This is a genomic window from Pedobacter heparinus DSM 2366, assembly GCF_000023825.1.
Lineage (GTDB): Bacteria > Bacteroidota > Bacteroidia > Sphingobacteriales > Sphingobacteriaceae > Pedobacter > Pedobacter heparinus.
This window is the reverse complement of the sequence record NC_013061.1, coordinates 2,303,841-2,326,644: the sequence shown is the minus strand read 5'-3', so window position 1 is coordinate 2,326,644 and position 22,804 is coordinate 2,303,841. Positions and strand designations below refer to the sequence as shown.

Annotated in this window: 22 protein-coding genes; 6 read left to right on the top strand and 16 right to left on the bottom strand. The window is 37.5% G+C overall.

What is annotated here, in order from left to right; translation table 11 throughout:
• Window positions 1–11 precede the first annotated feature (11 nt).
• The 3 genes from PHEP_RS10010 (at window position 12) to PHEP_RS10000 (ending at window position 4,475) form a co-directional block, all read left to right on the top strand.
• Complete coding sequence (locus tag PHEP_RS10010) at window positions 12–2,228, top strand: cytochrome P450 (RefSeq protein ID WP_015807836.1); 2,217 nt, start codon at window positions 12–14, stop codon at window positions 2,226–2,228.
• A 141-nt stretch (window positions 2,229–2,369) separates the two neighbouring features.
• Complete coding sequence (locus PHEP_RS10005) at window positions 2,370–3,344, top strand: glycosyltransferase family 2 protein (protein WP_015807835.1); 975 nt, start codon at window positions 2,370–2,372, stop codon at window positions 3,342–3,344.
• A 33-nt stretch (window positions 3,345–3,377) separates the two neighbouring features.
• Window positions 3,378–4,475, top strand: a complete 1,098-nt coding sequence (locus PHEP_RS10000) for a DegT/DnrJ/EryC1/StrS family aminotransferase (protein WP_015807834.1) — start codon at window positions 3,378–3,380, stop codon at window positions 4,473–4,475.
• Between the two features lie 6 nt (window positions 4,476–4,481).
• Here the strand turns inward: PHEP_RS10000 and PHEP_RS09995 are convergent, their stop codons facing one another.
• From PHEP_RS09995 to PHEP_RS09965, 7 genes are all read right to left on the bottom strand, one after another.
• Window positions 4,482–5,123 (bottom strand): DUF6266 family protein, encoded by a 642-nt coding sequence (locus PHEP_RS09995; protein WP_015807833.1) that lies wholly within the window; start codon window positions 5,121–5,123, stop codon window positions 4,482–4,484.
• Window positions 5,110–5,772, bottom strand: coding sequence for a hypothetical protein (locus tag PHEP_RS09990; protein ID WP_015807832.1), 663 nt, complete (start codon window positions 5,770–5,772; stop codon window positions 5,110–5,112). The genes PHEP_RS09995 and PHEP_RS09990 overlap by 14 nt, the downstream gene beginning before the upstream one ends.
• Window positions 5,773–5,831: 59 nt before the next feature.
• Window positions 5,832–6,473: a DUF6266 family protein gene (locus PHEP_RS21625; RefSeq protein WP_015807831.1), complete on the bottom strand. Its 642-nt coding sequence runs from the start codon at window positions 6,471–6,473 to the stop codon at window positions 5,832–5,834.
• 91 nt (window positions 6,474–6,564) lie between these two features.
• Window positions 6,565–6,885: a hypothetical protein gene (locus PHEP_RS09980; RefSeq protein WP_162141646.1), complete on the bottom strand. Its 321-nt coding sequence runs from the start codon at window positions 6,883–6,885 to the stop codon at window positions 6,565–6,567.
• Window positions 6,886–7,021: 136 nt separating this feature from the next.
• The gene (locus PHEP_RS09975) at window positions 7,022–8,068 is read right to left on the bottom strand and encodes a hypothetical protein (protein ID WP_015807830.1); all 1,047 of its coding nucleotides are present in this window, start codon (window positions 8,066–8,068) and stop codon (window positions 7,022–7,024) included.
• Window positions 8,069–8,172: 104 nt separating this feature from the next.
• Entirely contained in the window at window positions 8,173–8,433 is a 261-nt protein-coding gene (locus PHEP_RS09970) for a hypothetical protein (RefSeq protein ID WP_015807829.1), read from the bottom strand.
• An 84-nt stretch (window positions 8,434–8,517) separates the two neighbouring features.
• Window positions 8,518–9,099: a MauE/DoxX family redox-associated membrane protein gene (locus tag PHEP_RS09965; protein ID WP_015807828.1), complete on the bottom strand. Its 582-nt coding sequence runs from the start codon at window positions 9,097–9,099 to the stop codon at window positions 8,518–8,520.
• A gap of 378 nt (window positions 9,100–9,477) precedes the next feature.
• Between PHEP_RS09965 and PHEP_RS09960 the strand changes: the two genes are divergently transcribed.
• Complete coding sequence (locus PHEP_RS09960; RefSeq protein ID WP_015807826.1) at window positions 9,478–10,155, top strand: hypothetical protein; 678 nt, start codon at window positions 9,478–9,480, stop codon at window positions 10,153–10,155.
• A 50-nt stretch (window positions 10,156–10,205) separates the two neighbouring features.
• Here the strand turns inward: PHEP_RS09960 and PHEP_RS22345 are convergent, their stop codons facing one another.
• Complete coding sequence (locus PHEP_RS22345) at window positions 10,206–10,499, bottom strand: hypothetical protein (protein ID WP_238326461.1); 294 nt, start codon at window positions 10,497–10,499, stop codon at window positions 10,206–10,208.
• A gap of 292 nt (window positions 10,500–10,791) precedes the next feature.
• A complete protein-coding gene (locus PHEP_RS09950) occupies window positions 10,792–11,601 on the bottom strand; it encodes a hypothetical protein (RefSeq protein ID WP_015807825.1) in 810 nt (269 codons plus the stop codon).
• Window positions 11,602–12,198: 597 nt separating this feature from the next.
• Between PHEP_RS09950 and PHEP_RS09945 the strand changes: the two genes are divergently transcribed.
• Together PHEP_RS09945 and PHEP_RS21620 are read left to right on the top strand one after the other, a co-directional pair.
• Window positions 12,199–14,187, top strand: a complete 1,989-nt coding sequence (locus tag PHEP_RS09945; RefSeq protein WP_015807823.1) for an STM2767 family DEAD/DEAH box helicase — start codon at window positions 12,199–12,201, stop codon at window positions 14,185–14,187.
• A gap of 1 nt (window position 14,188) precedes the next feature.
• Complete coding sequence (locus PHEP_RS21620) at window positions 14,189–14,845, top strand: STM2766 family helicase-associated protein (RefSeq protein ID WP_015807822.1); 657 nt, start codon at window positions 14,189–14,191, stop codon at window positions 14,843–14,845.
• 265 nt (window positions 14,846–15,110) lie between these two features.
• Here PHEP_RS21620 and PHEP_RS09935 read toward each other — a convergent pair whose 3' ends face one another.
• The 7 genes from PHEP_RS09935 to PHEP_RS09910 all read right to left on the bottom strand — a co-directional run bounded on the left by PHEP_RS09935 (window position 15,111) and on the right by PHEP_RS09910 (window position 22,803).
• On the bottom strand, window positions 15,111–16,475 hold the full coding sequence (locus PHEP_RS09935) for a hypothetical protein (protein ID WP_015807821.1): 1,365 nt from the start codon (window positions 16,473–16,475) through the stop codon (window positions 15,111–15,113).
• Window positions 16,476–16,968: 493 nt separating this feature from the next.
• Window positions 16,969–17,175, bottom strand: a complete 207-nt coding sequence (locus PHEP_RS22055; protein WP_143715724.1) for a hypothetical protein — start codon at window positions 17,173–17,175, stop codon at window positions 16,969–16,971.
• 509 nt (window positions 17,176–17,684) lie between these two features.
• Entirely contained in the window at window positions 17,685–18,341 is a 657-nt protein-coding gene (locus PHEP_RS09930) for a cyclic nucleotide-binding domain-containing protein (RefSeq protein WP_015807820.1), read from the bottom strand.
• Between the two features lie 130 nt (window positions 18,342–18,471).
• Window positions 18,472–18,894, bottom strand: coding sequence for a hypothetical protein (locus PHEP_RS09925; protein ID WP_015807819.1), 423 nt, complete (start codon window positions 18,892–18,894; stop codon window positions 18,472–18,474).
• Between the two features lie 162 nt (window positions 18,895–19,056).
• Complete coding sequence (locus PHEP_RS09920; RefSeq protein WP_015807818.1) at window positions 19,057–19,380, bottom strand: helix-turn-helix domain-containing protein; 324 nt, start codon at window positions 19,378–19,380, stop codon at window positions 19,057–19,059.
• A 283-nt stretch (window positions 19,381–19,663) separates the two neighbouring features.
• Complete coding sequence (locus PHEP_RS09915) at window positions 19,664–22,273, bottom strand: zinc-dependent metalloprotease (protein ID WP_162141645.1); 2,610 nt, start codon at window positions 22,271–22,273, stop codon at window positions 19,664–19,666.
• An 83-nt stretch (window positions 22,274–22,356) separates the two neighbouring features.
• Window positions 22,357–22,803, bottom strand: a complete 447-nt coding sequence (locus PHEP_RS09910; protein WP_015807815.1) for a protein-disulfide reductase DsbD domain-containing protein — start codon at window positions 22,801–22,803, stop codon at window positions 22,357–22,359.
• Between the last annotated feature and the right edge of the window lies 1 nt (window position 22,804).

Sequence of the window (22,804 nt, the reverse complement as noted above, 5' to 3'; positions counted from 1 at the left end):
GAGCATTTCGCATGATGAATAAACATACAATGATAAATTTTGCAAAACGCGTTTATTTTGCTTTCTGGTGGAGGGCACATACAGTTAAAAGCTTTCTGATAAAAAAAAAAGAAATAGATCGTTTGGTGTTTACTTTTGGGGGGCGTAATGACAATTGGCCTACAGTTGGCCGTAGTCTTTATAAAGAGCATAAGATCTTTAGAAGAGTAATCCAGAATTGCGATGATATTTTAACTGAACATGGGGGAACTGAGATACGATCCTATTTTGAAGGTGAGGTAAATCCACATATTTTTGAAGACGAATCTAAATTTACTTGTATCACAGCCATACAATTGGCTACTGTGGATTTATACAACAGCAATGGTATTTATCCAAATGCAGTTATGGGGGTTAGCATGGGAGAACCTGCAGCCGCTTATGCAGCAGGGGCGCTTACACTTAAAGAAGCTTTAAAAATCTCCTTAAGCTACATGACACTTTATAAAGTTGAGCGGATGCAATACGCCTTTGTATTTCTGAACCTCAATTTTAATGAAGCTTTAGATTTTTGCAAAAGATCACCAGTATGGGCAGAAATAATTTATGAAGATAGCCCACAAGCTCAGCTGATTGCTTGTGATAAAGATGACATTGACCAATTAAAACAATTTTTTTTGGTTGAGGGAATGGCCTTTAATTTTGCTGCTGAAAAAACATTTATTCCTTATCATACTTCCCGAATCAGGTTGCAGCATAAATTATTGTATAAGTACTATGAAGATATAGAGCCAAAACCTTTAAAATGCGACTATTATTCACCAACCCTGGGCAAAATGATTCCAGGAAATATTGTTCTTGATCGCGAGTACTGGTATAACCTTGTCTGTTTGCCTGTACTATTTGCGAAAACATTACAAGCAGTTTTAAATGATGGTTATAAAACTTTCTTACAAATTGGTCCACCAGCGATCTCAGAAAGACAGTTTAATGCAGTATGCAAACCTGTTGAAATTAAAGTATTCAACTCCATGCAATCCGAATCAGTTGAAATAGCAAACCACAATCTTTTACAAAAACAACTGACCAAGATAAAATTTGAAAGATCTTATTTAATTGACGATGAAATAATTACACTTACAAACTTTAAACAAACCTTTAATATATATAATGATCCATCACCACTTTCATTTGAATATTTAAGAAAGTATGGTGCTGTCCACTTCCTACCAGCCCACACTGCCTGGCTGGTTCTGGGTTACAATGAGGTTGAGTATATTTTAAAACAGCCACAAATATTTTCCAGTTCAATATTAAAAGATTACGATCCTATTCTTCTGGGTGCAGATCCTGAAACTCATAAAATCATCCGAAATTTGCTGCAACCATTATTTTCGCCGGAAGTAATCTCAGAACTGGCTCAATTTACAGCCGTTACCGCCCAGCAATTACTGGATTTGATCTTTCAGCAGGACAATTTTGATATGGTTAAAGATTATTCAGACCCTTTGTCACTTTTGGTGTTGTGCAACTTTTTTGGACTGTCCTCTGAAAATGCTGAGAGAATGCTAAATTTTACCGGAAAAGATTACCAAAACATGCTTTACTGGCAGCGTTTGCAGGAATTTTTCGAAACTGAATTTTTGATCTGTGAACTCCATAAACAAGACTGTTTATGGGGAAAATTACGTCAATTGGTTATCAATAATGAATTTATCCTGTCAGATGCAACAAGTCTGTTGAGAATCATTTGGACAGCCGGAATGGCAACAACCAGCGCTCTAATCAGTAGCGCTATATATATAACCTTAACCGAGCCAGCTCTAGCTGATCAGTTAATGGATGATGAAAAGCAGATCGGCAGATTTATTGAAGAATGTCTCAGGCTGCAAACACCAATAACAGCTGTTCACAGAATCGCTACTCAAGAAGTGATTTTACAAGAACAAACAATTCCTGCAGGAAGTACGTTGATGCTTAATTTAAGATCTGCTATGACAGATCCTGATCACTACACTGAACCGGAAAGATTTTCCCTAACTCGACCAGCAAAAAGACACCTTGCCTTTGGTGCAGGTATCCATCAATGTATAGGAATGGGTATGGCCCGTGCAGAAGCCCGGGGTGCAATACAAACCTTGCTTACAAGGCTACCGGACCTTAAAAAATACATTTATACAAAACCAGAATACAATAAAGGCTCTGATCTGGTGATCATGTCTTCGTTAAAACTATCTAAAAAATCTTAGTGTCTTTTCAAAGACGAAAATCTGTGTAAATATTAATTCACATTTTTATTGTTTATTTTGGTTTTATTTCCGTCTACCACCTATATTTATATCCAGTAATAGTAAAAGCGCTTATATACCTTTTTCCCTAAGAAAAAATTAATGAATCTTCAAAAACTGGTTACAGTAATTATCCCTACTTATAACAGAGAAAAAAAACTTCCTGAGGCTATTGAAAGTGCATTAAATCAGTCCTATCAAAATATCCAAATAATAGTAGTAGATGACGGCTCAATTGATCAAACAGGAAAACTTGTTAAAGAAGAATATCCTGGGGTAGAATACTATTATAAAGAAAATGGCGGTCAGGCTTCAGCAAGAAACCTGGGATTAAAACATGCTAAAGGAGATATTATCGCATCTCTAGACTCTGATGACATCTGGTATACGGATTTCCTTAAAAATTGTGTTGAAAAACTGGAAACAGATAAACTTGACTTTGTTTTTGCCAACTGGGATCAGGATACAAAAGCTGGCGACAGCTGGGATTTCCTGAATAAGGATCCATTCTTAACTCCATATTTATATAAAGAAAAAGACGAATGGATCGATTTGAACTATGACGAAGTAAGGGAGCTGTATATTAAGTCCTGCCCTTCCCCTTCATCTTCATTAGTGATGAGAAAATCTTCCATTGTATCCGGATGGGATGAGGAAATGAACATCGGGGACGACTGGTGTTTGTATCTTGAAATGATATTGACCAAAGAATGCCGGGCCGCTTTTACGTTAACTAAATTATGGCATAAAAGGATCGACGAGATCAATGTTTATGATGGCAGAAAATGGAGTGAGGTGGTTGAATTCTTATACATTGCTGATGCAAAGGCAAAGCTTATTAAATTTGATAAGCTGCTCAGCCCGAAAGAAAGAAAAACCCTGGAACAAAGGTATATGATAGGGTTGGTTGAGTTTGCCAAACACAATTTAATCCGTGAACTTAACCTCAAATATTCGTTCATTTTGCTGATCAGGTCATTTGCTGTGAACATCCCCTTCACCCTAAAAGAAATTCCTAAGGTTTTTATCGCGGGCCTACAAAACAAAAATAAAAAACTAAAAAAGTTGTTGACGTAAAAGCTCTCCAAAAAATGTCTTATCCTTATATCTATGAGCCTTACAATACCATACGAAAATTTAAAAACGCTCAATAGACCATTTGAAGCTGCGTTTAAACAAAAATTTACCGATTTTCTGGACGCCGGCTGGTATATACTAGGAAAAGAGGTAACCAAATTTGAAGAAGAATTTGGCGACTATCATAACGAACAATACGTTGTTGGTGTAGCCAATGGACTGGATGCACTAATCCTTTCCTTAAAGGCCTGCGACTTTAAAGATGGGGATGAAATTATAGTTCCCTCTAATACTTACATTGCTACAATCTTATCTATTGTGCATTGCGGTTTGGTACCGGTCCTGGTTGAGCCCGATATCAACACTTATAACATCGATCCACAAAAAATTGAAGATGCCGTCACTGAACGAACAGTAGCCATAATGGTTGTCCATCTCTATGGCCAGTGCTGTGAAATGGATCCGATACTTTCGATCTGTAAAAACAAAAACCTGAAGCTAATAGAAGACTGTGCCCAGGCACATGGTGCTACTTATAAGGGAAAACTTGCGGGAACTTTCGGAGATTTTGGTGCATTTAGCTTCTATCCTACAAAGAATTTAGGCGCCTTAGGCGATGCAGGAGCATTAATCTGCAAGTCAGAGAAACATTACCAAAAACTGAGACAGCTGAGGAATTACGGTTCCGAAAAGAAATACCACAATGAAATTGTTGGCTATAATTCAAGATTAGATGAAATACAGGCCGCGTTTTTAAGGATAAAACTTCCTTACTTAAATGAGATCAATCTTCATAAGAAGAAACTGGCCGCCATTTATCTTTCAGAATTAAGTGATAATTTCATAAAGCCAGTAGTAAATAATGATTTTAGTAATGTTTATCATATATTTAACATCAGACATCCCGAGCGTGACAGGTTAAAGGCTTATTTGCTGGAAAATCGGATCGGAACAGAAATTCATTATCCTATTGCTCCGCATAAACAGAAAGCGCTAAAGTTTATGAACCATTTAAATTATCCGGTTTCTACAGAAATTCACAATACTACATTGAGTTTACCTTGTTCTTTTGCCCATACTGTTGAAGATATCCATTATGTTGTTGAAACTTTAAATAATTTTATTTTATAACCAATATTATATCACATATTCACCGATATAAACACTCGTACTCACCGCATCTCCTTCCATACTTACATAGTGCATCCATGCATGTATAGCATCTCCGGCAAAATCAGCAGGCAACTGTAAATCTACCTGTTCATCAGCCCGTTTTGCCACATCCTTAAATATCACAAACTTTTGCTTTGCATTATTGTACACCACCACAGTCGCTTTATCATTGGCTTGGCAAAAAACGGAGGCCGATGGGTTTTCCCACTTAATCTGCAGCACGCTGTCTATTAATACCAGTACCTGTTTAATCAGCGATATCAGCAACTCTCCCCTGCTCAGTATTACTTTTGCAAAATCTATGGCATAGTTTTCCCTGCTGTTACCTGTTACTGCTTCTTTCAGCAATAATGACACAGCTCCGTTCATAGGCGTTTTTGTGCCGGTGAAAATCTGGAAACCAATCCATATCAAGTCTCTCAGGGGTTTTAACCAGGCGTTTACCATTGCAAATACAAAGCGCTGGTTTAGCTGTTTTTCTGATGGCGCTTTCGTACTGGGTTCTGCCAGGCTTTTTAACACAGCTATGCCCCGCCAGGTGCTCCCCACCACGTTTCCAATTTTGCCCCTAACAGGCCCGGTTATTCCATTCTTATATCTTCCCATCTTCGTTTTTTTTAGTTGTTTTCAAATCACATTCGCCAATGTAGTACCCGTCTTTGTTTAATTCAGCCATCAGGTCAAGCAACAGCAAGGCATTTTTGTTGTCCGTTAATGTTTCAAACCCTTTTGTAGTATGGTAATGCTCATAGTTTTTATCTACCTCTTCATATACTTCTTCCTTATTCAGCATAAATTGCGTTACCCCATAAAACAAAATCAGCTCCATGCACCAGTAATAACTTAACACATTAACGTAAATACTATTATAGCTGCCATCACAATCCATTTCATAAGTATTGGCGTAATAAATGCTTCCAGCTGCTTCATTAAATTCATCGTTACATATTATTTCCATACTGTCAAGGTTGTTTACCATTAAATAGGTATCCTTATATCGGGATATTTTATCAACAGAGCTCATGATCAGCTTAACCAGCGGATCTTTTACCTGCCTTAACAGCTCAATTTCATCTGTTATACACACATATTCACTGGGTTCAGCAAGCCAGTATTCATCTTCTACCCTTACCAGCCCTTTTAAATCCTTTAACTCATCTCGCATAGCGAGTAAAAAGCCATGTCGCAATAGCTCCATGATCATAAAATTCATCAAATGAAAAATTGATCCTTTAATTATCTCTTCTTCGTTCATAATATAATTTTCTCTTTTTAAAGTAAATCAAGGGCGGTGCCGCGCACCGCCCCTTTAAATTAAAGCACTATAAACTCCCCTACATACACACTATCACTCACCTGTTTACCATCAGCACTCACAAAAAACAGATACACCTGCACCTCGTCACCACTATAACCTGGTACCGGAAGCACATAAGCTTGGGCCGATCTTGGTACAGCATTAACCTTTTTGGTATAATTCCCTTTTGTGGGATTAATGGCCAGTACAGTAAGCATATCCGTATCGTTGGTACTCTCCGGGTCCGAATCGTCAACCCAGCTAAAGTTCAGCTGGTTGGCAACTGTAACGTTCACCTCAGGATCATCGGCTACAGGCAAATTGCCTTCACTGATCATTACCTTGGTATAATCAATGGCATAGTTCAGGGCACTGGTACCCGTAACCGCATTCTTCAGGTGATAAGAAGTGGCGGCGTTCATCGGCGTAATGCCCTTGTTAAACAGCTTATAACCTATGTTCAGCAGTGGTTTAAGTGGCTTCAAAAAGCCGGTTACAAAGGCCATTTTGGCCTGCACATTTAACTGTGCTGTGCTGGGCACATAGTCCCCAAAATCTGGTAAACTTTTCAGGTAAAAAATTCCGTTCCAGCTAGATCCTACGGTTGTGCCAACCTTTCCTCTGAAGGGGCCGAGGATGCCCTTTTTGTACTTGCCCATGTCTTTAAATTTTATGGGTTCATTGACGTTTGCAACCTTTTTTAGCTGTGGTTAGCAACGATAGCATCAGCCCGGCATCGTGCCAGTTTTTTTAAAAGAAGTGCGGCAGTTTCGCTAGCATCCTATCTACCGCAGCGCGGAACTCCTTTGCCGTGCCCTGCCAGCTAAACTTCAGCTGCGCTTTAAACCAAAGCTCCAGTTTTACCACCTCCTGTACAAAACAACAGATTAACCTGCGTTCCAGGCCATCGGCACTCCGTAAAGTATAAGCATAGTTTTGTGCAGCTCCGGTATCCATGGCTGCGCTCAACAGTTTCATTTCGCCTGCAAAGTGCAATACTTCTATTAAGTTAAAGAGCTTACAGGGTTTGCCTGTACTTTTAAAAACCAGGCAAGCCTGCCGGTCTTTCATTTTGTAAATGTTAAGCAACAATTCATTATTGCCCATTATGTTTAAACGTTAATTTCAATTGAAGGCCCGGTTATGGGATCCAGACCTTCGCTTTTGGGGTATGGCCCTTCCCAAAAGCATTTTCTTCAGCTTCCTCTCACTCCGGTAATTCCAGCGCATACCTGGTCAGGTATTGCCCTGCCACTGCATACAAGCTGTTCCCCAATACCTTAAAACTGCTTATGGGTACCTCCTTATATTTGGGCAGGTAAAACGAATAACAGTATACCTGTTTCTCCAGATCGTACACATCTATTGCCGCACTTTTCCTGAACAGCGTCAAATCCTCACCTTTACCCATTAGTTTCGATTGCACAAACAAATATCTACCCTGGTTTGAACAGTTTGCATTTACCATCAGGCTGGGCGAAGCAAAAGTGAAAGATTTTTCGGAGCGCAGCTGGTCTACCTTAAACCGGGCCGAATCTATCGGGTCTATGGTCTTTATTTTCTTCACCAGGTTCAGGTTCGTGTCTATCAGCAAGATCTCGTTGCGGTAATGGTACACATAGGTCAGCATGTGCAGCTGCCGGTTATACCTCAGCATGCCATCCGTACAAAACAAACCATCTACCTGCTTTTCAAATATGCCGGTATTGCTCTTGCTTTCTCCCCGCACATTTACCTTGCGCAAACTATTCGCCCGGGTATCGGTGTCTATAAAGCGGAAAACCATCGTCTGTGTGCCCAAAGGCTGCAGCTGTGCAAAGTATGGCGCCTTTACCGCATACACCGATGCCTTCCAAATACCAGTACTGCCTTTCAGGATGCTGCGTTCCAAGCCATTGTACAGGTAAAAAGAACTGGAATCTACATAAGCCTTATAGCTGCCCTTTACTTTTACCTCCTGCCTGTTCAGCTCAAGGTTAATGCTTACCGTATCCTTTAACAAAGGGCCAACCTTTAGCAAATGGCCTATGGCCGTTCCGCTGGCCAGATAAACGGAACTTCCAGCCTCACCGGCAATGTAATAGGAATTGTATTTTATATCGATGGCCTTATGGCCTTTAACCACGCCAAGCAGGTTCCTTTTAAAGTTATAGGTAGCCGCACGCTGTTTAAGCGCATAGCGGATGGTCAGATACAGGACGGGTAAAGATGAAAGTACAGCAACAATGATCAGTAAGTAGTAGAATTTTTTCATAGGCTAATGGATTTTACATGTAAAAGCTTAATTTTGAGGGTAACTAACCCGCCAAACCATTGGTTCAGCGGGTACTTACAACATGTCAAACTAAATTGGGAGATCTAGTTTTGTCTGTACAGTGGAATGGTACAAAGGCCAGTCTCTGTATCCTGCAGGTAAGCATCGCCACCGGCCAGCAACTTGCAGGCATTGCCCGTGTAGTTTACATCACAGGTGCCAATTACATTGCCTGGGGTAGTACATTCACCCTGGTCGTTGTAAGGCGATCCCAGTAAAACAGTTGTTGTTGGTTTTGCCGTGGCAAATACAGTGCTTACGACACATACAGCCGCAATAACGAATGTGAAAAATTGTTTTTTCATTTTTTTTTGAATGATAAGATTAATGCCTACTCTGTTTCAATCAGGCTTTTCGGCTTCCACCTGTTCAACGCGCATTGAATATTTTTAACACACCTCGTCGTCATGCCTAAAGCGGTCGTCCTTAACACACCCCGTCATCCCGAGGGAAGCGCAGCGACGAGGGATCTCTTGAACTATGCCTAAACAAGAGATCTCTCCCCGCGGTTCGAGATGACGCGACGTACCAGCATCACGAAACCGGCGGTAAAACCCCAGCCACAACCCTAATATCCCCAACCCCACAAACCCTACATTAAACCACAAATGTTCCGACCATTGCATCTGTTCCAAAACACCACCACAATGGCAAACCGGCCGGTCACTGAACTTCAAAATCACTATGATGTACAAGCTAAACATGATCATCAAGCCATAGCTGGCCCAAAGGGCCGGCAATAAGGTCCGTTTAAACGCCAAACCTATAGCAATCAAAATCTCAACCGCAGGGATACACAAGGCAGCCAGCAAAGTAAAATCTGATAATATAGGCGATTGCCCCAGCTGCACCTTAAACTTCTGAAAGTCCCAAACTTTACTAAATGCTGCATATAAAAACAGCAGGATAAACAAGTACCTGATGATATCAATCCTCAACAGATACCAAAATCTTTTATTTAACTTCTTCATGAATCAATAACATTAAGCATAAAACAAAAATAGCCTCCCCGAAGGAAGGCTAAAAGTCGATTTAGACCTTGCAAAAAAGTTTGTTAGCCCTCAAAAGAAGACTATTTAGTCCTCCTCATCCGAACAAATCTTCCGGGCTGTTTTTAAACAAGTAGGCGACATCCCAATGAAACTACAGATCTCCTTACTGCTCAAGTTCACGATCTTCTATCAGCTCTATATACAATACCTCGTTTACCAACAATACTGCCGCAATTCCATATAAAGCGTATCTTTTCTTGCAGTAATTTTGGTTTAAATATATGATTTGTATATTTATTTCAGCATTACAATGAACATGCACTGCTATCATTTCGTTACTTATAAATCAACGCTTTTATGAAAAAAAACTTCTGTACTATTTTACTGCTCTTTAGTGTTCTCCAATTATTCGCCCAAAACCCTCAAAAACAAAACCTGGCGGGTCTCGCTACTATTACCTTCCCTCAAAAACCTATAACGTTAGATACATTGGGGCATAGTATGACCCAGTTTATCGATTCTGTAGCCATTTACTCTACGGTAACCAGAAAATTGGATGCTGATAAGCTGCTACAGGTCAATGGTAGCACATTGCCAGAATTTTATGACAATACCATCAATGGCTTTTTAGATGCTGCCCAGGGTAAGCTAATTAGTAAAAACCCATTTGAAATCGACGGATTAAAAGGAATAGAAATAGAATTCATTGCAAGCTCGAACCCCAACCTGCCCGATTTAAGATTTGCACGTTTTATACTTTTAGATAACACCCTGATTACGGTAAATTTTATGACTTTGTCAGAAAACAAGCTGGCTACACAAACAGCCAGAACGCAATTTTTAAACTCATTGACTATAACTGCCGACAAAACCAGCTTAACACAAGGGGTTGATCATCCAGCGGCATATGCCATTGGATCCATAATTGGGAAACTTGCTGCCTGGGCAATTATACTTGGCGTAATTGCAGGAGTTGTCCTGTTAATAAGAAGAATAACAACAAAGAAAAAGCGTACTAACAAGACAGAATTCTAGGGTAGCCAATTTATTCAAATTTAACTCGTATTGTATTTCTTGAAACAGCTTTATTTAGAAATCATCTTTTTTATTAAAGAAACCTGGCCGAGGTGATAGTAGCTGTGTTCAATAACACCTTCAATATTTCGTAAGTAGCTTCCATATTTTTCGTCAACAAATGGCTCGTCCAGCAAATTATCTGGCAATTGTTCAACCTGATTTGCAAATTTTTCAGAATTACTTAAAAAGTCATCCACCAGAATTTTCCAATCCATTTCAGATTGAATTTGCGGGACATCAAAACTATATTTATCACTAATTTCAAGCCTCCCACCATTAAAAACATGTAACAACCCCTTCAAATAATAATTAACATGAAAGGTTAAAGCTGCAATTGTATTTAGATTTCCAACTTTTTGAATTGCTTGCTCCCAATTTACACTTAAGATTTGTGCTTTAAAATTTGTGTTGGCAATCCAATATCCATTAAGGACACCTCACGAAGGCGGTTTGCAATAACTATGTTTCTTTTCATATGACAGAGGACAATTAGAAATATAATTTAAAATAAGATAAAATATTTTTTTTCCCAAATTCCCTTAACCGCCCGATTCAATACTTTCGTCTCCACACTATAGCCTATTTGGCGCCAAGCTATTTCCCACTATAATATTCAATAACTCTCTCCTGCTTCTTTGTATAAAAATCGCTCTTCGAAACCTTAGATATCCAGTTGTTGTGGCTGTCATACGTGTATGAAGTACTGTCTGTTGGAGAAGTAAAACCTTCCTTTTTATTAACATAGTAGCTCTCAACCTCATTTCCAAATGCATCATACTTGGTATAGAAATGAGTTCCGGCATCATCTTCAGATTTTTTATAATAATGGGCCTCAATCAGGAACTGATTTTTATCATAAACCTCATCATAATAACTGCTATTATCAAGAGAGGTGCTTCTTACAGTATTTTTAACCGGATCGTACTTTTTTGTAGTTCCCGTAATTTTACCTGATTCTTTTGTTATTTGCGATAGTATCTGTCCCTTTGCATTATAGGTTCGCACCGTTGTCGAATGTACCCCTTGCAATCCAGGAATTGTCAACCGGGTAGTAAAAGTATTTTTAGCCAAATCAGTGATGCAGCTCACTACATATTGCGGCAATTTACTCCCATTGCTATATGCTTTATAACTAACAACCCTTCCATTCTCATATCCATAAATATCCCGGGCAGCTTCGTCACCTTTGGCTCTATACTGTATCTTTTCGGTGATGTTTCCCGCCTCATTAAATTTATAAAGTATAGTCAATTCCAATTCGTTTTTTAATGAGTCTCCATTTTTTACGCTTTTATACCAGGTCAGTTTCAGTTGTTTTACTTTCCCTTGCAAACGCATGTCTTTGGATGAATTATTATATCTGGTATCAAGATACTGGCTTTTAAGAGATAATGATAAAAGCATAAAAATGGACCAGAGGTAAAGTCTGCTGAGCATTATATCATAGATTTAATCTGCAAGGTAGTAATTTACGTGTGTCTCCACAACCGCCAAACCCCTATCCATCATCACCTGCACACAATTATCTGGTAATTGTTCAACTTGATTTGCAAATTTTTCAGAATTACTTAAAAAGTCATATGCCAGAATTTACCACTCCATTTCAGGTTGAATTTGTGGGACATCAAAACTGGGGTATTTCTTTAAATGGAATAGAATCTGAAATTTTATTAGCAGAATTTTACTATATGCGACTTTATCAGCAGTGAACCTAAGATTTGTTTGTTTCAATGTAGAACCCAGTTATATTTTATTTCATGTTGCAAATTAATTGACAGATTAAAAGTATAACAAATGTATTCGCTTGAACACTATTTCAAGGGGTATTTTTAATTGAGCTGTGCTATTTTTAGTTATGATATTTTTAGCTCAATAGACTGTTAAATTTGAAAACTACAACATTTATTTCGTTTCCTAATGTAATATTCAGGGCTCTTTCATATCTTAGAATATATTTGTTTCAGGATAAGAATATCAATCAATACATAATTTACAAATTAGATGGCCGCTCAATTGTTTAAAAATCTCAGTAAAAATGAACTAGGTGAAAATATCGCCAATAAGTTTGAAGAGTATTTAACAAACCATTCAAATAAACAGATCTACTTAATTACATCCCCCTTAGGAGAAAAGTATAGTTATGATTATGAAGATAACTGTTTGGTCATATTAATCCCAAAACACAGAATAATCTTTTTGAATCTTGGAAATAACGATGAAAAATTTCAAGACTATTGTGATGACTTTATTGAAGATTTAAATTCGATTTCTGACAAATACAACTACAAAGAACATATAGGCCGACCAAGGGATTGGAAAAAGAACAATACTGTTCGAATTGAAAATTTTGACCTCAATAATATAGAAAGCGTTGTCGCCGAAAACTTTCTAGAAGATCTTAAATCACAAAGAATAAGCGACTTACTTATTTCATTATTAATCGGAAGTATTAACGACATTGAAAACATTGGATCTGAAGTCCCAGAAACGCTGCTCGAAAAAGTTAAGAAAAACATTGTTTTATTTGATGGTGAGCAAACCAGATTTATGTATCAGGATTTCGACAATAAAACAATCACTATTCAAGGGTTGTCAGGTACAGGAAAGACCGAACTTTTGTTACATAAACTAAAAGACTTGTATGTTAAAACAAGTACCTCAAAGATATTTTTCACCTGTCATAATATAGCCTTAGCGAATACATTACAAGAAAGAGTCCCTATTTTTTTCAACTTTATGAGAGTAGAGAAACAAATAGAATGGAATAAACGATTATGGGTTAATAGAGCATGGGGATCTAAAGGAGACCCCAATTCAGGCATATATAGTTATTTATGCTACTTTTACGACATACCCTTCTTAAGATTTAGTCCAACAAATGATTATAATAGAATATTCACTTTAGCATTAGATTACATTGAGAGTATTGACCCTAAAGATTTCGAATATGCTTTTGATTACCTATTGATTGATGAACGTCAAGATTTTCCAGATGTCTTTTTTCAGGTATGTGAAAAAGTAACCAAAGAAAATGTTTATATAGCGGGAGACATATTCCAAGACATTTTCGAGAACATTGATAAAAAAGTCTTACAAGTAGATGTCGTACTTAATAAATGCTATCGAACCGATCCTAGAACGCTAATGTTTGCTCACTCAGTAGGACTAGGCTTGTTTGAAGAAAAGAAATTAAATTGGTTTGACGACGACGAATGGAATGCATTCGGATATAATGTAAAAAGACTTGCTGACAAGGAAATACAGTTTACTAGAGAACCACTAAGAAGATTTGAAGATATTGACACAGACAAATTTGAAAGTGTTGAAATTATAAAATCTACTAAAAGCTCAAAGGTTATCAAAGCTATTGAAAGCATAATCCGAGAAGATGAAACAGTAAGCCCTAATGATATTGCAATAATTATTTTGGATGATGATAAACAAATCTATGAATACATTGATCATCTCTCTTTAATTATAAACAAAAGATTCGGCTGGAGAATAAACAGAGCACACGAAAGTAAGTCATTAATTGATAACACTTTATGTATCTCAAACTCAAACAATGTTAAAGGTTTAGAATTTCCATTTGTAATATGTATCACTGGAACAATTAAGCAAACGTACAGATATAGAAATATACTTTACACAATGCTAACCAGATCTTTTATTAAGTCCTTTTTGCTTGTAAACGAAAAAAATGATATCAAACATCTAGAGAAAGGATTAAAAATAATAAATCAAACTAAAGCAATAAAGACAACAGAACCTACCCCTAAAGAACAAAAAGAAATCAAAAACAACTTAGTTGGCTTCTTAAGCAGTTCACAGAAATCTTATAAGGAATTTCTAACTGAAATATTTGACAAGTTAGCCATTGAGGAAACAAAACGTAAAAATATCGAAGACGTTTTAGTTAATGCTAATATTGATAAATTTGATGAAGAACGTACCTCTGCATTTATAGTTTCTTTAAAGGAGTATTACTAGAATGAAAAAATTTGCATACGCTCTTAACGAAAGTACCTTAGACCTCTTTTTTCCCCACGAACGAATAAAAACTAAAGTACAGATTCTAACTATTTTACTAGAAGCCACCCGTTTCTTACTTTATAATGAACCTGATAGCTTGGTAAGTGATTCAAAATTGATACTGCATGTAAAAAAAATGAGCAGGCTTTTTTTTATCACAAAAAACAAATATTATTCAATAAATTTCCCATTTACTTTTATTATACATGACGACATAACGTTCATTAACTACAGAAGTATTATTGATTTAGATTCAAAAACTATCTCCGATTTAATGTCGATTTTGAAAGATGATAGATTCAATAGCTTAGTTTGTCTAGATTTTGCAGAACCAGTATTCGAACTAGAACCTGACTATAATGATAATCTTTGGATTCTCCTAAAAGATCTATTGATGATGGAAGATGGATATCTACGTTTTGATAAAGATACAGATGGGTATTTAAATGCTAAAGCCGATGGGAAGGAGCATACACACCCAGAAAATCATATAGATATTTTTTATTCGAATAACAACACTTTCAAAGTAGGACTAGAAAAGACTATAATTCATGAGACATTTTTAGATTACATAGATAGTCAGACAGATTGCATGTATCTCAAAAAATTTCGATAAATCTATAAGGGTTAATTGAAATGGGTTCAATTAACCTTTATCAAGCGGCATCACTTAACTTGTCTAAATATCCATATAGGCTTTTTGTCTTGTACTATGCTTTTTTGCTTTAATAAAAGCCTTAATTGTAAATTTTAGTTGCCTCCATAATTGATACCTTAACTGAATTTTACTTTGATGGTGGTGAAATTGCCTTTAAAGTAATTAAGAATTTAAACGGGAATTATGTCACAGTAATTGAAAAACAATAAAAGGTCATGTCGTGCTAAAAAGGGTTATCTAATTCCCTAAACAGCCGCTTTATACGTGCGAAAAGGCTATTATCAGCTTTTGCTGGCGTATTTTCAAATTCTTCCTCTGATGGTTCAACATCATGTACTAAATCTTCTTCTTTAGCTGTTCGAGGTGTATCCTCGCTACTATCTTGGGCGGTTAGCTTTTGGTGAGCCGCATTTGCCGTTTCAAATATTTCGATTTCCCGTTCGGGCCTAGAATCAATGTAAGAAATTTCGGGAAATAGGCCGCTCGATAACCTGGAAGATTCTGACTGGAAATCATTCATGATGGATTTATAAAGTTTGATAGCTACGGCATGAGACCCTACATTTTCAAATGATTTGGCCAGCTGAAGCATATCCTCCCCAATTTCCTCCTTTTTTAATAAATTCGAGATTGAATTACTGATTTTTGCCTTGGCTGAGCAAAGATTAGCAATATCTTTGGCTTTCGCTCTTTTCGCTTCGAGCATATCAATGAGCTGCTGTAATTGCGTCCTTATTGCGGGATTAACCTTATAATGATCGAAGTCCGATAAATGAAACCCTGCATCCATCGCATTTTTAGCTAAAGCGTGGATTAAATTTGCCATTTCGTCTGCAATGATGGTCAAAATATTGACAAATGCGTCCAATTGTTCTTCAGTTGCAGACGGTTCATGTTTTTTATACAGTTTTACCCCCTCAAAAAATTCTTCCTGAAAGACATATTTGGAAAAAACAACATTATCCGCAGGGTGTCCTTTCAATATTTCAGAAAAGACCTTACCTATTTTAATTTCTTTTGAAGCCTCATCAACCTCTTTCGATGCATTGGGAATATTTTCTTTTTTTAGGTGTTTTTTATCGTAAAGTATGCGTATTTTATTAAAGAGGTCTGTTACCCTTTTTTCTTTTTTGTAGAGTTTTAATAGATAGAAAGCTGAAATGTTAAGTTGGTTCTCTGAAAAGGCATCAAAGTTTTTTTCGACAAAAGCCAATACGCTATCCTTAAATTTCTCGTGGTAGCGGCCTATTTTTAAAAAATAATCTAAGGCGCGGTCACTCTGTCTGCTATTATTAGCGAAGATCATATTTTCCAAATATGCGAAGTTTTGCGCCTGGTATTCAAATGCGACAATGGACGTGATCGCATGAAGGATCGTATCTTTTAGCGCTTTTTCAGTTTCACTAAATCCTTCTTCATATAGGTAAATATCAGTAACCCGATTTAAATCTCCGCTACCAGCGATCTGGGTCATCCAATCCACTGCATCAATGAGGTTAACCGGTTTACCTTGATCCCGCTTTAAAAATAATTCAGCAGCACTAATTATCTTTTGATGGATTTCATTATTGAGCAATTCTTTTTTCATAGCCTTAATTTAAATTTTGTAGTTGTTTTATTCAACGATTAGTATAATCCGGACAAGGTTTTCCTAAGTCAAATGCCTTAGCTTCCAAGATAGTGAGATAATATAAATAATCAATACTGACCCTGAGCTTTCAATGGGTTACGGTCCGTAAATTTCTCGCTTAAGACAGTATGCAATAAAAAATGAGACCCGGCTGGACATCCTATTTTGTGATTTGTAAAGGCAAGAAAACCAAAGAGAATAAAACTCGAAAAGCAACGACCTATGATAATTTCATTTTCCCATTAAATAAAGTCTGAGAGCAAATAGCATTAATTTCAATAATCTGAATCTAAATAAGTGATTTTTATCGTGCTATTTTTTTTTGCTTTAATAAAAGTCTTAATTGTAAATTTCAATTGCCTCCATAATTGATACTGTAACTGAAGTTAAAGTTAATGGGAGGTGAAACTTTGTAAGTTTATGTTACTTTTTTGTTACTATAATTTTGTAATTATTTGATTTTCAATGTATTTTTACATTCTGCATCGGAAAGTGAACTATCTGCCTTGAAATACTGGAAACTAGGCAAAAGTTTCTTTAGTGCATCGGCAATTGTTTTCACTTTGCTTGAGCCAGAACTTGGTAATTCTTCCAGGAGGAAATTAAACGGAATATTTTGTGAATGAGTATGCTCGCGTAACTTAGCACGCTTTTCCACGTTATTGAATGCCTCGCCATTTCCTTTAGAAGTATCAATACCATTAGCTTCACATTGAGCGATTAGTTGCTGCTCCGTTGCATCGATGTTAGAATCTGCAATAGTTAATTTGTTCTAGTCACTTAAAACGTAAAGTAACGACCGTCCCAATTCCATTTTACAATTATATTTTTGCTTGAACCTCGATTATAGCCAGCAAAGGTCGATTTTGGCCAAATTAGATTTTATATTTGTTAGTATTGTGGAGGTTTTGATATCAAACAAAACACCATTTAGAAGTAGCCTTTTTATAATCATCTTCATTTACAGTATCCAGATCACATGGTTCATTAACCATACTACATTGTGCACCTTATGGCATCGAGGAGCAGCATAAACCAAAATCCTTTATTCAATATCTTCTTGAATCAATAACATCTAGCTTTAAAACAAAAATAGCCTCCCCGAAGGAAGGCTAAAAGTCGATTTCGACCTTGCAAGAGGTTTGTTAGCCCTCAAAAGAAGACTATTTAGTCCTCCACATCCGAACAAATCTTACGGGCTGTTTTTAAACAAGTAGGCGATATCCCAATGAAACTACAAATCTCTTCATTGCTCAATCTCCATTCCCCGTCAACAAAAAACTCCGGAAACTTCTCCTTAAACACACAGTAGCGCTGTTTCTTATCCACCATCTGCAATATTTCTGTTTGCAAATCCTTACGTGCCATTTCGGCTGCCCTTATTTTCTCGGTCAGTTTATAGGCAACAGTATGTCCTTCATAAATATCGTCCATACAAAAATTGCTGATGCTTACCAGTTCACAATCTTCTATCAGCTCTATATACAATACCTCGTTTACCAGGCGTTCCCTAAAAGCTTCCAGTAAAACAACAATACTGCCGGCATTCCATATAAAGCGTATCTTTTCTTCGCCTGTTTGTGCATCAATGCTATACAGTTTAATCAGGTCTTTTCTAAGGTAATGGGCCTCGGTCATCAGCATATCAGGCTGCAATAGCATATAGCCTTTCCGTTTAAAATGAGGCCTTAAACTATTCATCAGTACTACAGACAGCTTACCCAGCAAAAGCGGGTTGTCCAATAAAGAGCGTAAGTAATCTACTACCTCCTGTTTCCAGGCTGTCATTTGAGCTTCGGTTAATTTAAATGGTCTTTTATTCATAATTTAATTAGAAAATTTAATCGTTTGTTGTTTATTTCCCCTTGTACAAACGTTCCCTTAAAATCTCCCGTCAATCATTTGAGTTAAGTGTTTTCCATAATCCTTGTTTTTTTAAATGAATAGATATTTATCAGTAATCTTTTTCCAGTTCGGTGATAAAGCCAACTACATCCATTACTATGGCGTAGTAAACCAGGTCTTCAGGGTCCTTTTCCGGTTCAACGGTAACCAGTATCGCAAAGGCCATTTCCATAGCCTTTACCAGGTCCCCGCTTTGCTGGTATTCCCTGGCCCGCCGCATCAGCACTGTGCTTACTTCTCTTATCCCTTCTTTTGCAATTTCATTTAAATCACCCCAGCGCTGCTGGTAAATGATCAGCCCTTTCAGCAGGTAAACTGTTTCCGCGTAACTAAAATCTAAAAAACGGAATATCATTTTGTGCAGCAAGATTCGGTCGTCCAGGGCATATTCACGCAGGGTAAGCAAATGACCTTTTTCCGGCAATTCTGCAAGTACCTTTTCCAAAGCAGCAATGTATGGCAGTATGTTCATTTATCGCGAAGGGATCAGGGCCAGTAAAATGTTTTTATCAATCATAATTTTTTGTCTACATTATCAATATTTTGATGAACCTCAACCTTAAAAAACCGGGAGTTGCTTACGCCCCCGGCTCCAATATAAACCCACCCGTTTATGAAAGGAGAGACGTTAATTTTATCTTTGTTCAAAACAAGCCAGCAATCTTTTCTGCAAGCCCATCACTTCTATATTGGTCAACCTCAGTTTCTCTTTCAGCTCCTCGTTCTCCTGGTGCAACATCGCTTCTTCTTCGTCCAGCAACCAGCAAACCTTTACCTTCAGTATAGTAGCAAGCAGTTTTAACCTGCCTAGTGTCAATTCCGTCTGCGCACATTCTATTTTCGAATAAGCCGGCACAGAAATGTCCAGCTGCGCTGCCATATCGCTTTGTGTCCAGCCCCGGTTTTTCCGTAAAGCCCTCAGCTTTTGGCTGATGTTGATATCGTACATGATCATCATTCATTTTTTTAAGAAGCCGAAACAGCACGCTCATTTACTGCTCCGGACATCTTCACCGTTTAACCAATAATTATTTTATCGTAAAAACATTAAATTCTTCTTTACCATCCCGGCTTTCAGCCATCCCTCAAAAAAGCTCACTTTCACATTTTCTATTGGCTTCCTTGTCACCTTAGCTTTCTGCCAGCACGTTTTCAATAAACAGCCCCAATTGGCTTGGCAATGCTCCTACGCTGATTTTATGGATGTTTGAAGAGCGATAATCCATAGGTCGTTAATTGTCTTACCAACAACTTTGGAATTTAGAGTTTCCTAAACCATGGTGACCGCAACACTCTCGAGTAATCGAGTCAATATTAGAAAGGGCAAACCCTGCGGAGGGAGATCTTTCATTGACATTTCCCGAAATAATCACAGCATTTGGATTTAGTGTATTCTGTAATCTTGATTTCACCTGTAGTAAATGCTCCCGGCTAAGCTTATCCTTGTATAACGGCAAAGCACTATTAATTTTATGCAGGAGAGTTTTCATGTGGCTCCTCACTATCGGACTCATATCAGACCTATAATTAAAATAAGGACCTTGTATTTTTTCCATGGGATCGGCACTTTTTGACAAATCCAACAATTCAATTAATCTTTCTGCATAAACCTTTTGTAAGTTCCTGCGATAATAATCGATAGGTAATTGATTTGGCAACTCCTTCCATATTCCTTGCATTAAGTCATTTAAAAGTTGATGAAACTCATATGCATTTTCAGGTTGTGCATCTTTATAAATAACTAGCCTTAAATAATTATCAGGAGATAATAACTGATTTAAAGCGGGAACTTGAAGAGCCAAAGGCAAATTGGGGCCTTGTCCGCCAACTTTTTTGAATATTTTGGCATCCATCAGCCATTTTGGGGTTTCAAACAATTGGTCCTGTAAAAAGCGGACAGCTTCTCTTTGTTTGTTCTTTGGAGTAAATTCAAGTAAATCACCATTTTCCTCTACGGGCTGTTTGTTCCAGGATAATAAGCCAATATTGTTTACCACATGAGAGATGTAACGTTTGTATTGAGCTACAACTTCCTTATACATTATATCTAAGTTTTTATAGCCCTCATTGGCCTCATTCGTCCATTGAATCAAATTAGGCACTATTCTTTTGAGATTTTTGATTCCATAATAACCGGCCTTCATGGCATTGTCACCCAAATCTTCACTTTGCCTTCTCGGATCTGAAACATTGATTGATTGTTCACCATACCAGTATCTTTTGTCCATTTTTAACTGCTTCACAATCCAATTGTTCATATGACTTTTTTCCTCTTCTCTGCTATTAAAGGTTGGAAACCATCTATAACCCCATTCAATAGCCCATTTGTCATAAATTCCAATGCGAGGAAAAATCCCTTTTTCAGAAATTCCGTCTTCAGGCTGTGCTACATAATTAAATCTGGCGTAATCCATAATTGAGGGTGTATGCCCATTTGCTTCTACCCATGCTTTATCACGTAACTTTTCAACCGGAACGGTTGATGACGACCCGAAGTTGTGTGTCAAACCTAAAGTGTGCCCAACCTCATGGCTGCTAACAAAGCGAATTAATTGCCCCATCAGTTCATCATCAAATTTCATTTTCCTGGCTTTGGGATCTACCGCGGCAGCCTGTATAAAATACCAGTTACGCAAAAGCTGCATCACATTATGGTACCAGTTAATATGGGTTTCTAATATTTCGCCCGTTCTAGGGTCATGTACATGTGGACCACTGGCATTCGATATTGCCGAAGGTTTATAAACAATTACATTGTATCTGGCGCTTTCTATACTCCAGGTACTGTCTTGTGCATTGGTAGGAGCTTCTTTAGCAACAATTGCATTTTTAAAGCCTGCGGCCTCGAAAGCAATATTCCAGTCATTTACACCTTGAATCAGATAGGGTACCCATTTTTTGGGGGTTGTCGGATCGATATAAAAAATGATCTGTCGAGTAGGTTCTACTAACTCACCTTTTAGATATTTCGCTTCATCTTCCTTTTTTGGTTCCAGCCTCCAGCGGGTGATCATTGTAGTTTGTGCCACACCTTGGGAGTTTCTATCAAAATCGATGTAGCCCGTGGAGAAATAACCAATTCGATCATCATAAAACCGTGGCAGCATAGGGTTTTGGGGCAGTCGAATGATCGAACTGTTGAGTTCATAGGTCGCATTGCCAATCCCTGTTGGAGGAATGCCAGGTGAAGCTGGTCCGGCAGCTTTACTATAAGTTTTTACAGTTTTGATCTCTAGGCTTTGAGGGAAAGCCTTTCCTGAGGAGATGTATGACTTGTCTGCTTGCAGACCACCTAACTTTAAGCCGCTCTTGGCACCAGAATTAAAGAACAATACTTCATTATCTCCATTTAAATAATCGGTTACATCAATTACCACAGCAGTGGAGTCTTTACTTAATGCTTTGATGTCAAATGCCGCAACGATAGGTTGCAAGCCTGAATTTCGCACCGAACGGTACATGCCGTTATCTGTACTATCAGTTGAACGCTCGGTGTATGAAACGCTTTTTATATATAGTTTATCATTCGGCCCTTTAGAAAAACGAACCACATTCTCATTGATTTGGTCGCCACTATAACCGCTATTTGCTTGGCTGGTTCCACTAGCCCCTTTTGATATTCTGTTTACCACCAATAAATCTGTCTCCAATAGCGAATTTGGAATCTCGAAGAAATATTTGTCTTGTACACGGTGAAAATTAATTAAACCATATGCACTCTTTGTATTTTTTGTAATAACCTGATCATATGGATTGAGTTTAGAAACAGGCGTTTTTTTAGTAGTGTCTGAAGTACTCTTTGTCGCGGTTGCTATTGAAGTAGTAACAGTCTTTTGCTTCTTTTTGAACACACTACACGATATTAGGAATACCGTACACGTGGCAAACGCCGCGATGAGTTTTGAATATCTCATTGATTATATATATATTATTGTTATTTAATAGGAATCGAAAACTGGATATCTAAAGGTGGCGTACACATGCCATCGGTACATGCCATATACTCAATCTTTCCAGATACGGTTGTGTTAGTGTTTATTAATTTGATCTTTTGCTGAAATATCACAGCCTCTTCAAAATAAAATATGTCAATTTTAAAGGTTTTATCATGCTGTCTTATGGGTTGTGGCTCCATCACTTTACCTGCAAGCGAATAATCTTTAGAAGGCTTAAAAGCAAAACTGGTCCTTAATGGTCCACCATTGGGTTGGTTCACGGAAAAAACATGCCACCCCTGTTCAATTACCCCTTTAATGTAAAGCATGGCTTCATTATTGCCTATTTTCTTTGCTACATAGCTCCATTTTACCGGACTATACATTTGTGATTTTGCCGTATGTACATAGAATAGCAAAGCAAGTATTGTTACAAGATTTTTCATA

Excerpts from the sequence above, each read along its gene's own strand:
- PHEP_RS10010 (WP_015807836.1), top strand. The coding sequence starts at position 12 with ATGATGAATAAACATACAATGATAAATTTTGCAAAACGCGTTTATTTT.
- PHEP_RS09935 (WP_015807821.1), bottom strand. The coding sequence starts at position 16,475 with ATGAAAAAAGAATTGCTCAATAATGAAATCCATCAAAAGATAATTAGT.
- PHEP_RS09995 (WP_015807833.1), bottom strand. The coding sequence starts at position 5,123 with ATGGGAAGATATAAGAATGGAATAACCGGGCCTGTTAGGGGCAAAATT.
- PHEP_RS09980 (WP_162141646.1), bottom strand. The coding sequence starts at position 6,885 with ATGAAAGACCGGCAGGCTTGCCTGGTTTTTAAAAGTACAGGCAAACCC.
- PHEP_RS21620 (WP_015807822.1), top strand. The coding sequence starts at position 14,189 with ATGAAAAAATTTGCATACGCTCTTAACGAAAGTACCTTAGACCTCTTT.
- PHEP_RS10005 (WP_015807835.1), top strand. The coding sequence starts at position 2,370 with ATGAATCTTCAAAAACTGGTTACAGTAATTATCCCTACTTATAACAGA.
- PHEP_RS09945 (WP_015807823.1), top strand. The coding sequence starts at position 12,199 with ATGGCCGCTCAATTGTTTAAAAATCTCAGTAAAAATGAACTAGGTGAA.
- PHEP_RS09990 (WP_015807832.1), bottom strand. The coding sequence starts at position 5,772 with ATGAACGAAGAAGAGATAATTAAAGGATCAATTTTTCATTTGATGAAT.
- PHEP_RS09930 (WP_015807820.1), bottom strand. The coding sequence starts at position 18,341 with ATGAATAAAAGACCATTTAAATTAACCGAAGCTCAAATGACAGCCTGG.
- PHEP_RS10000 (WP_015807834.1), top strand. The coding sequence starts at position 3,378 with ATGAGCCTTACAATACCATACGAAAATTTAAAAACGCTCAATAGACCA.
- PHEP_RS09920 (WP_015807818.1), bottom strand. The coding sequence starts at position 19,380 with ATGATGATCATGTACGATATCAACATCAGCCAAAAGCTGAGGGCTTTA.
- PHEP_RS09950 (WP_015807825.1), bottom strand. The coding sequence starts at position 11,601 with ATGCTTTTATCATTATCTCTTAAAAGCCAGTATCTTGATACCAGATAT.
- PHEP_RS09970 (WP_015807829.1), bottom strand. The coding sequence starts at position 8,433 with ATGAAAAAACAATTTTTCACATTCGTTATTGCGGCTGTATGTGTCGTA.
- PHEP_RS09925 (WP_015807819.1), bottom strand. The coding sequence starts at position 18,894 with ATGAACATACTGCCATACATTGCTGCTTTGGAAAAGGTACTTGCAGAA.
- PHEP_RS21625 (WP_015807831.1), bottom strand. The coding sequence starts at position 6,473 with ATGGGCAAGTACAAAAAGGGCATCCTCGGCCCCTTCAGAGGAAAGGTT.
- PHEP_RS09965 (WP_015807828.1), bottom strand. The coding sequence starts at position 9,099 with ATGAAGAAGTTAAATAAAAGATTTTGGTATCTGTTGAGGATTGATATC.
- PHEP_RS09910 (WP_015807815.1), bottom strand. The coding sequence starts at position 22,803 with ATGAAAAATCTTGTAACAATACTTGCTTTGCTATTCTATGTACATACG.
- PHEP_RS09975 (WP_015807830.1), bottom strand. The coding sequence starts at position 8,068 with ATGAAAAAATTCTACTACTTACTGATCATTGTTGCTGTACTTTCATCT.
- PHEP_RS09960 (WP_015807826.1), top strand. The coding sequence starts at position 9,478 with ATGAAAAAAAACTTCTGTACTATTTTACTGCTCTTTAGTGTTCTCCAA.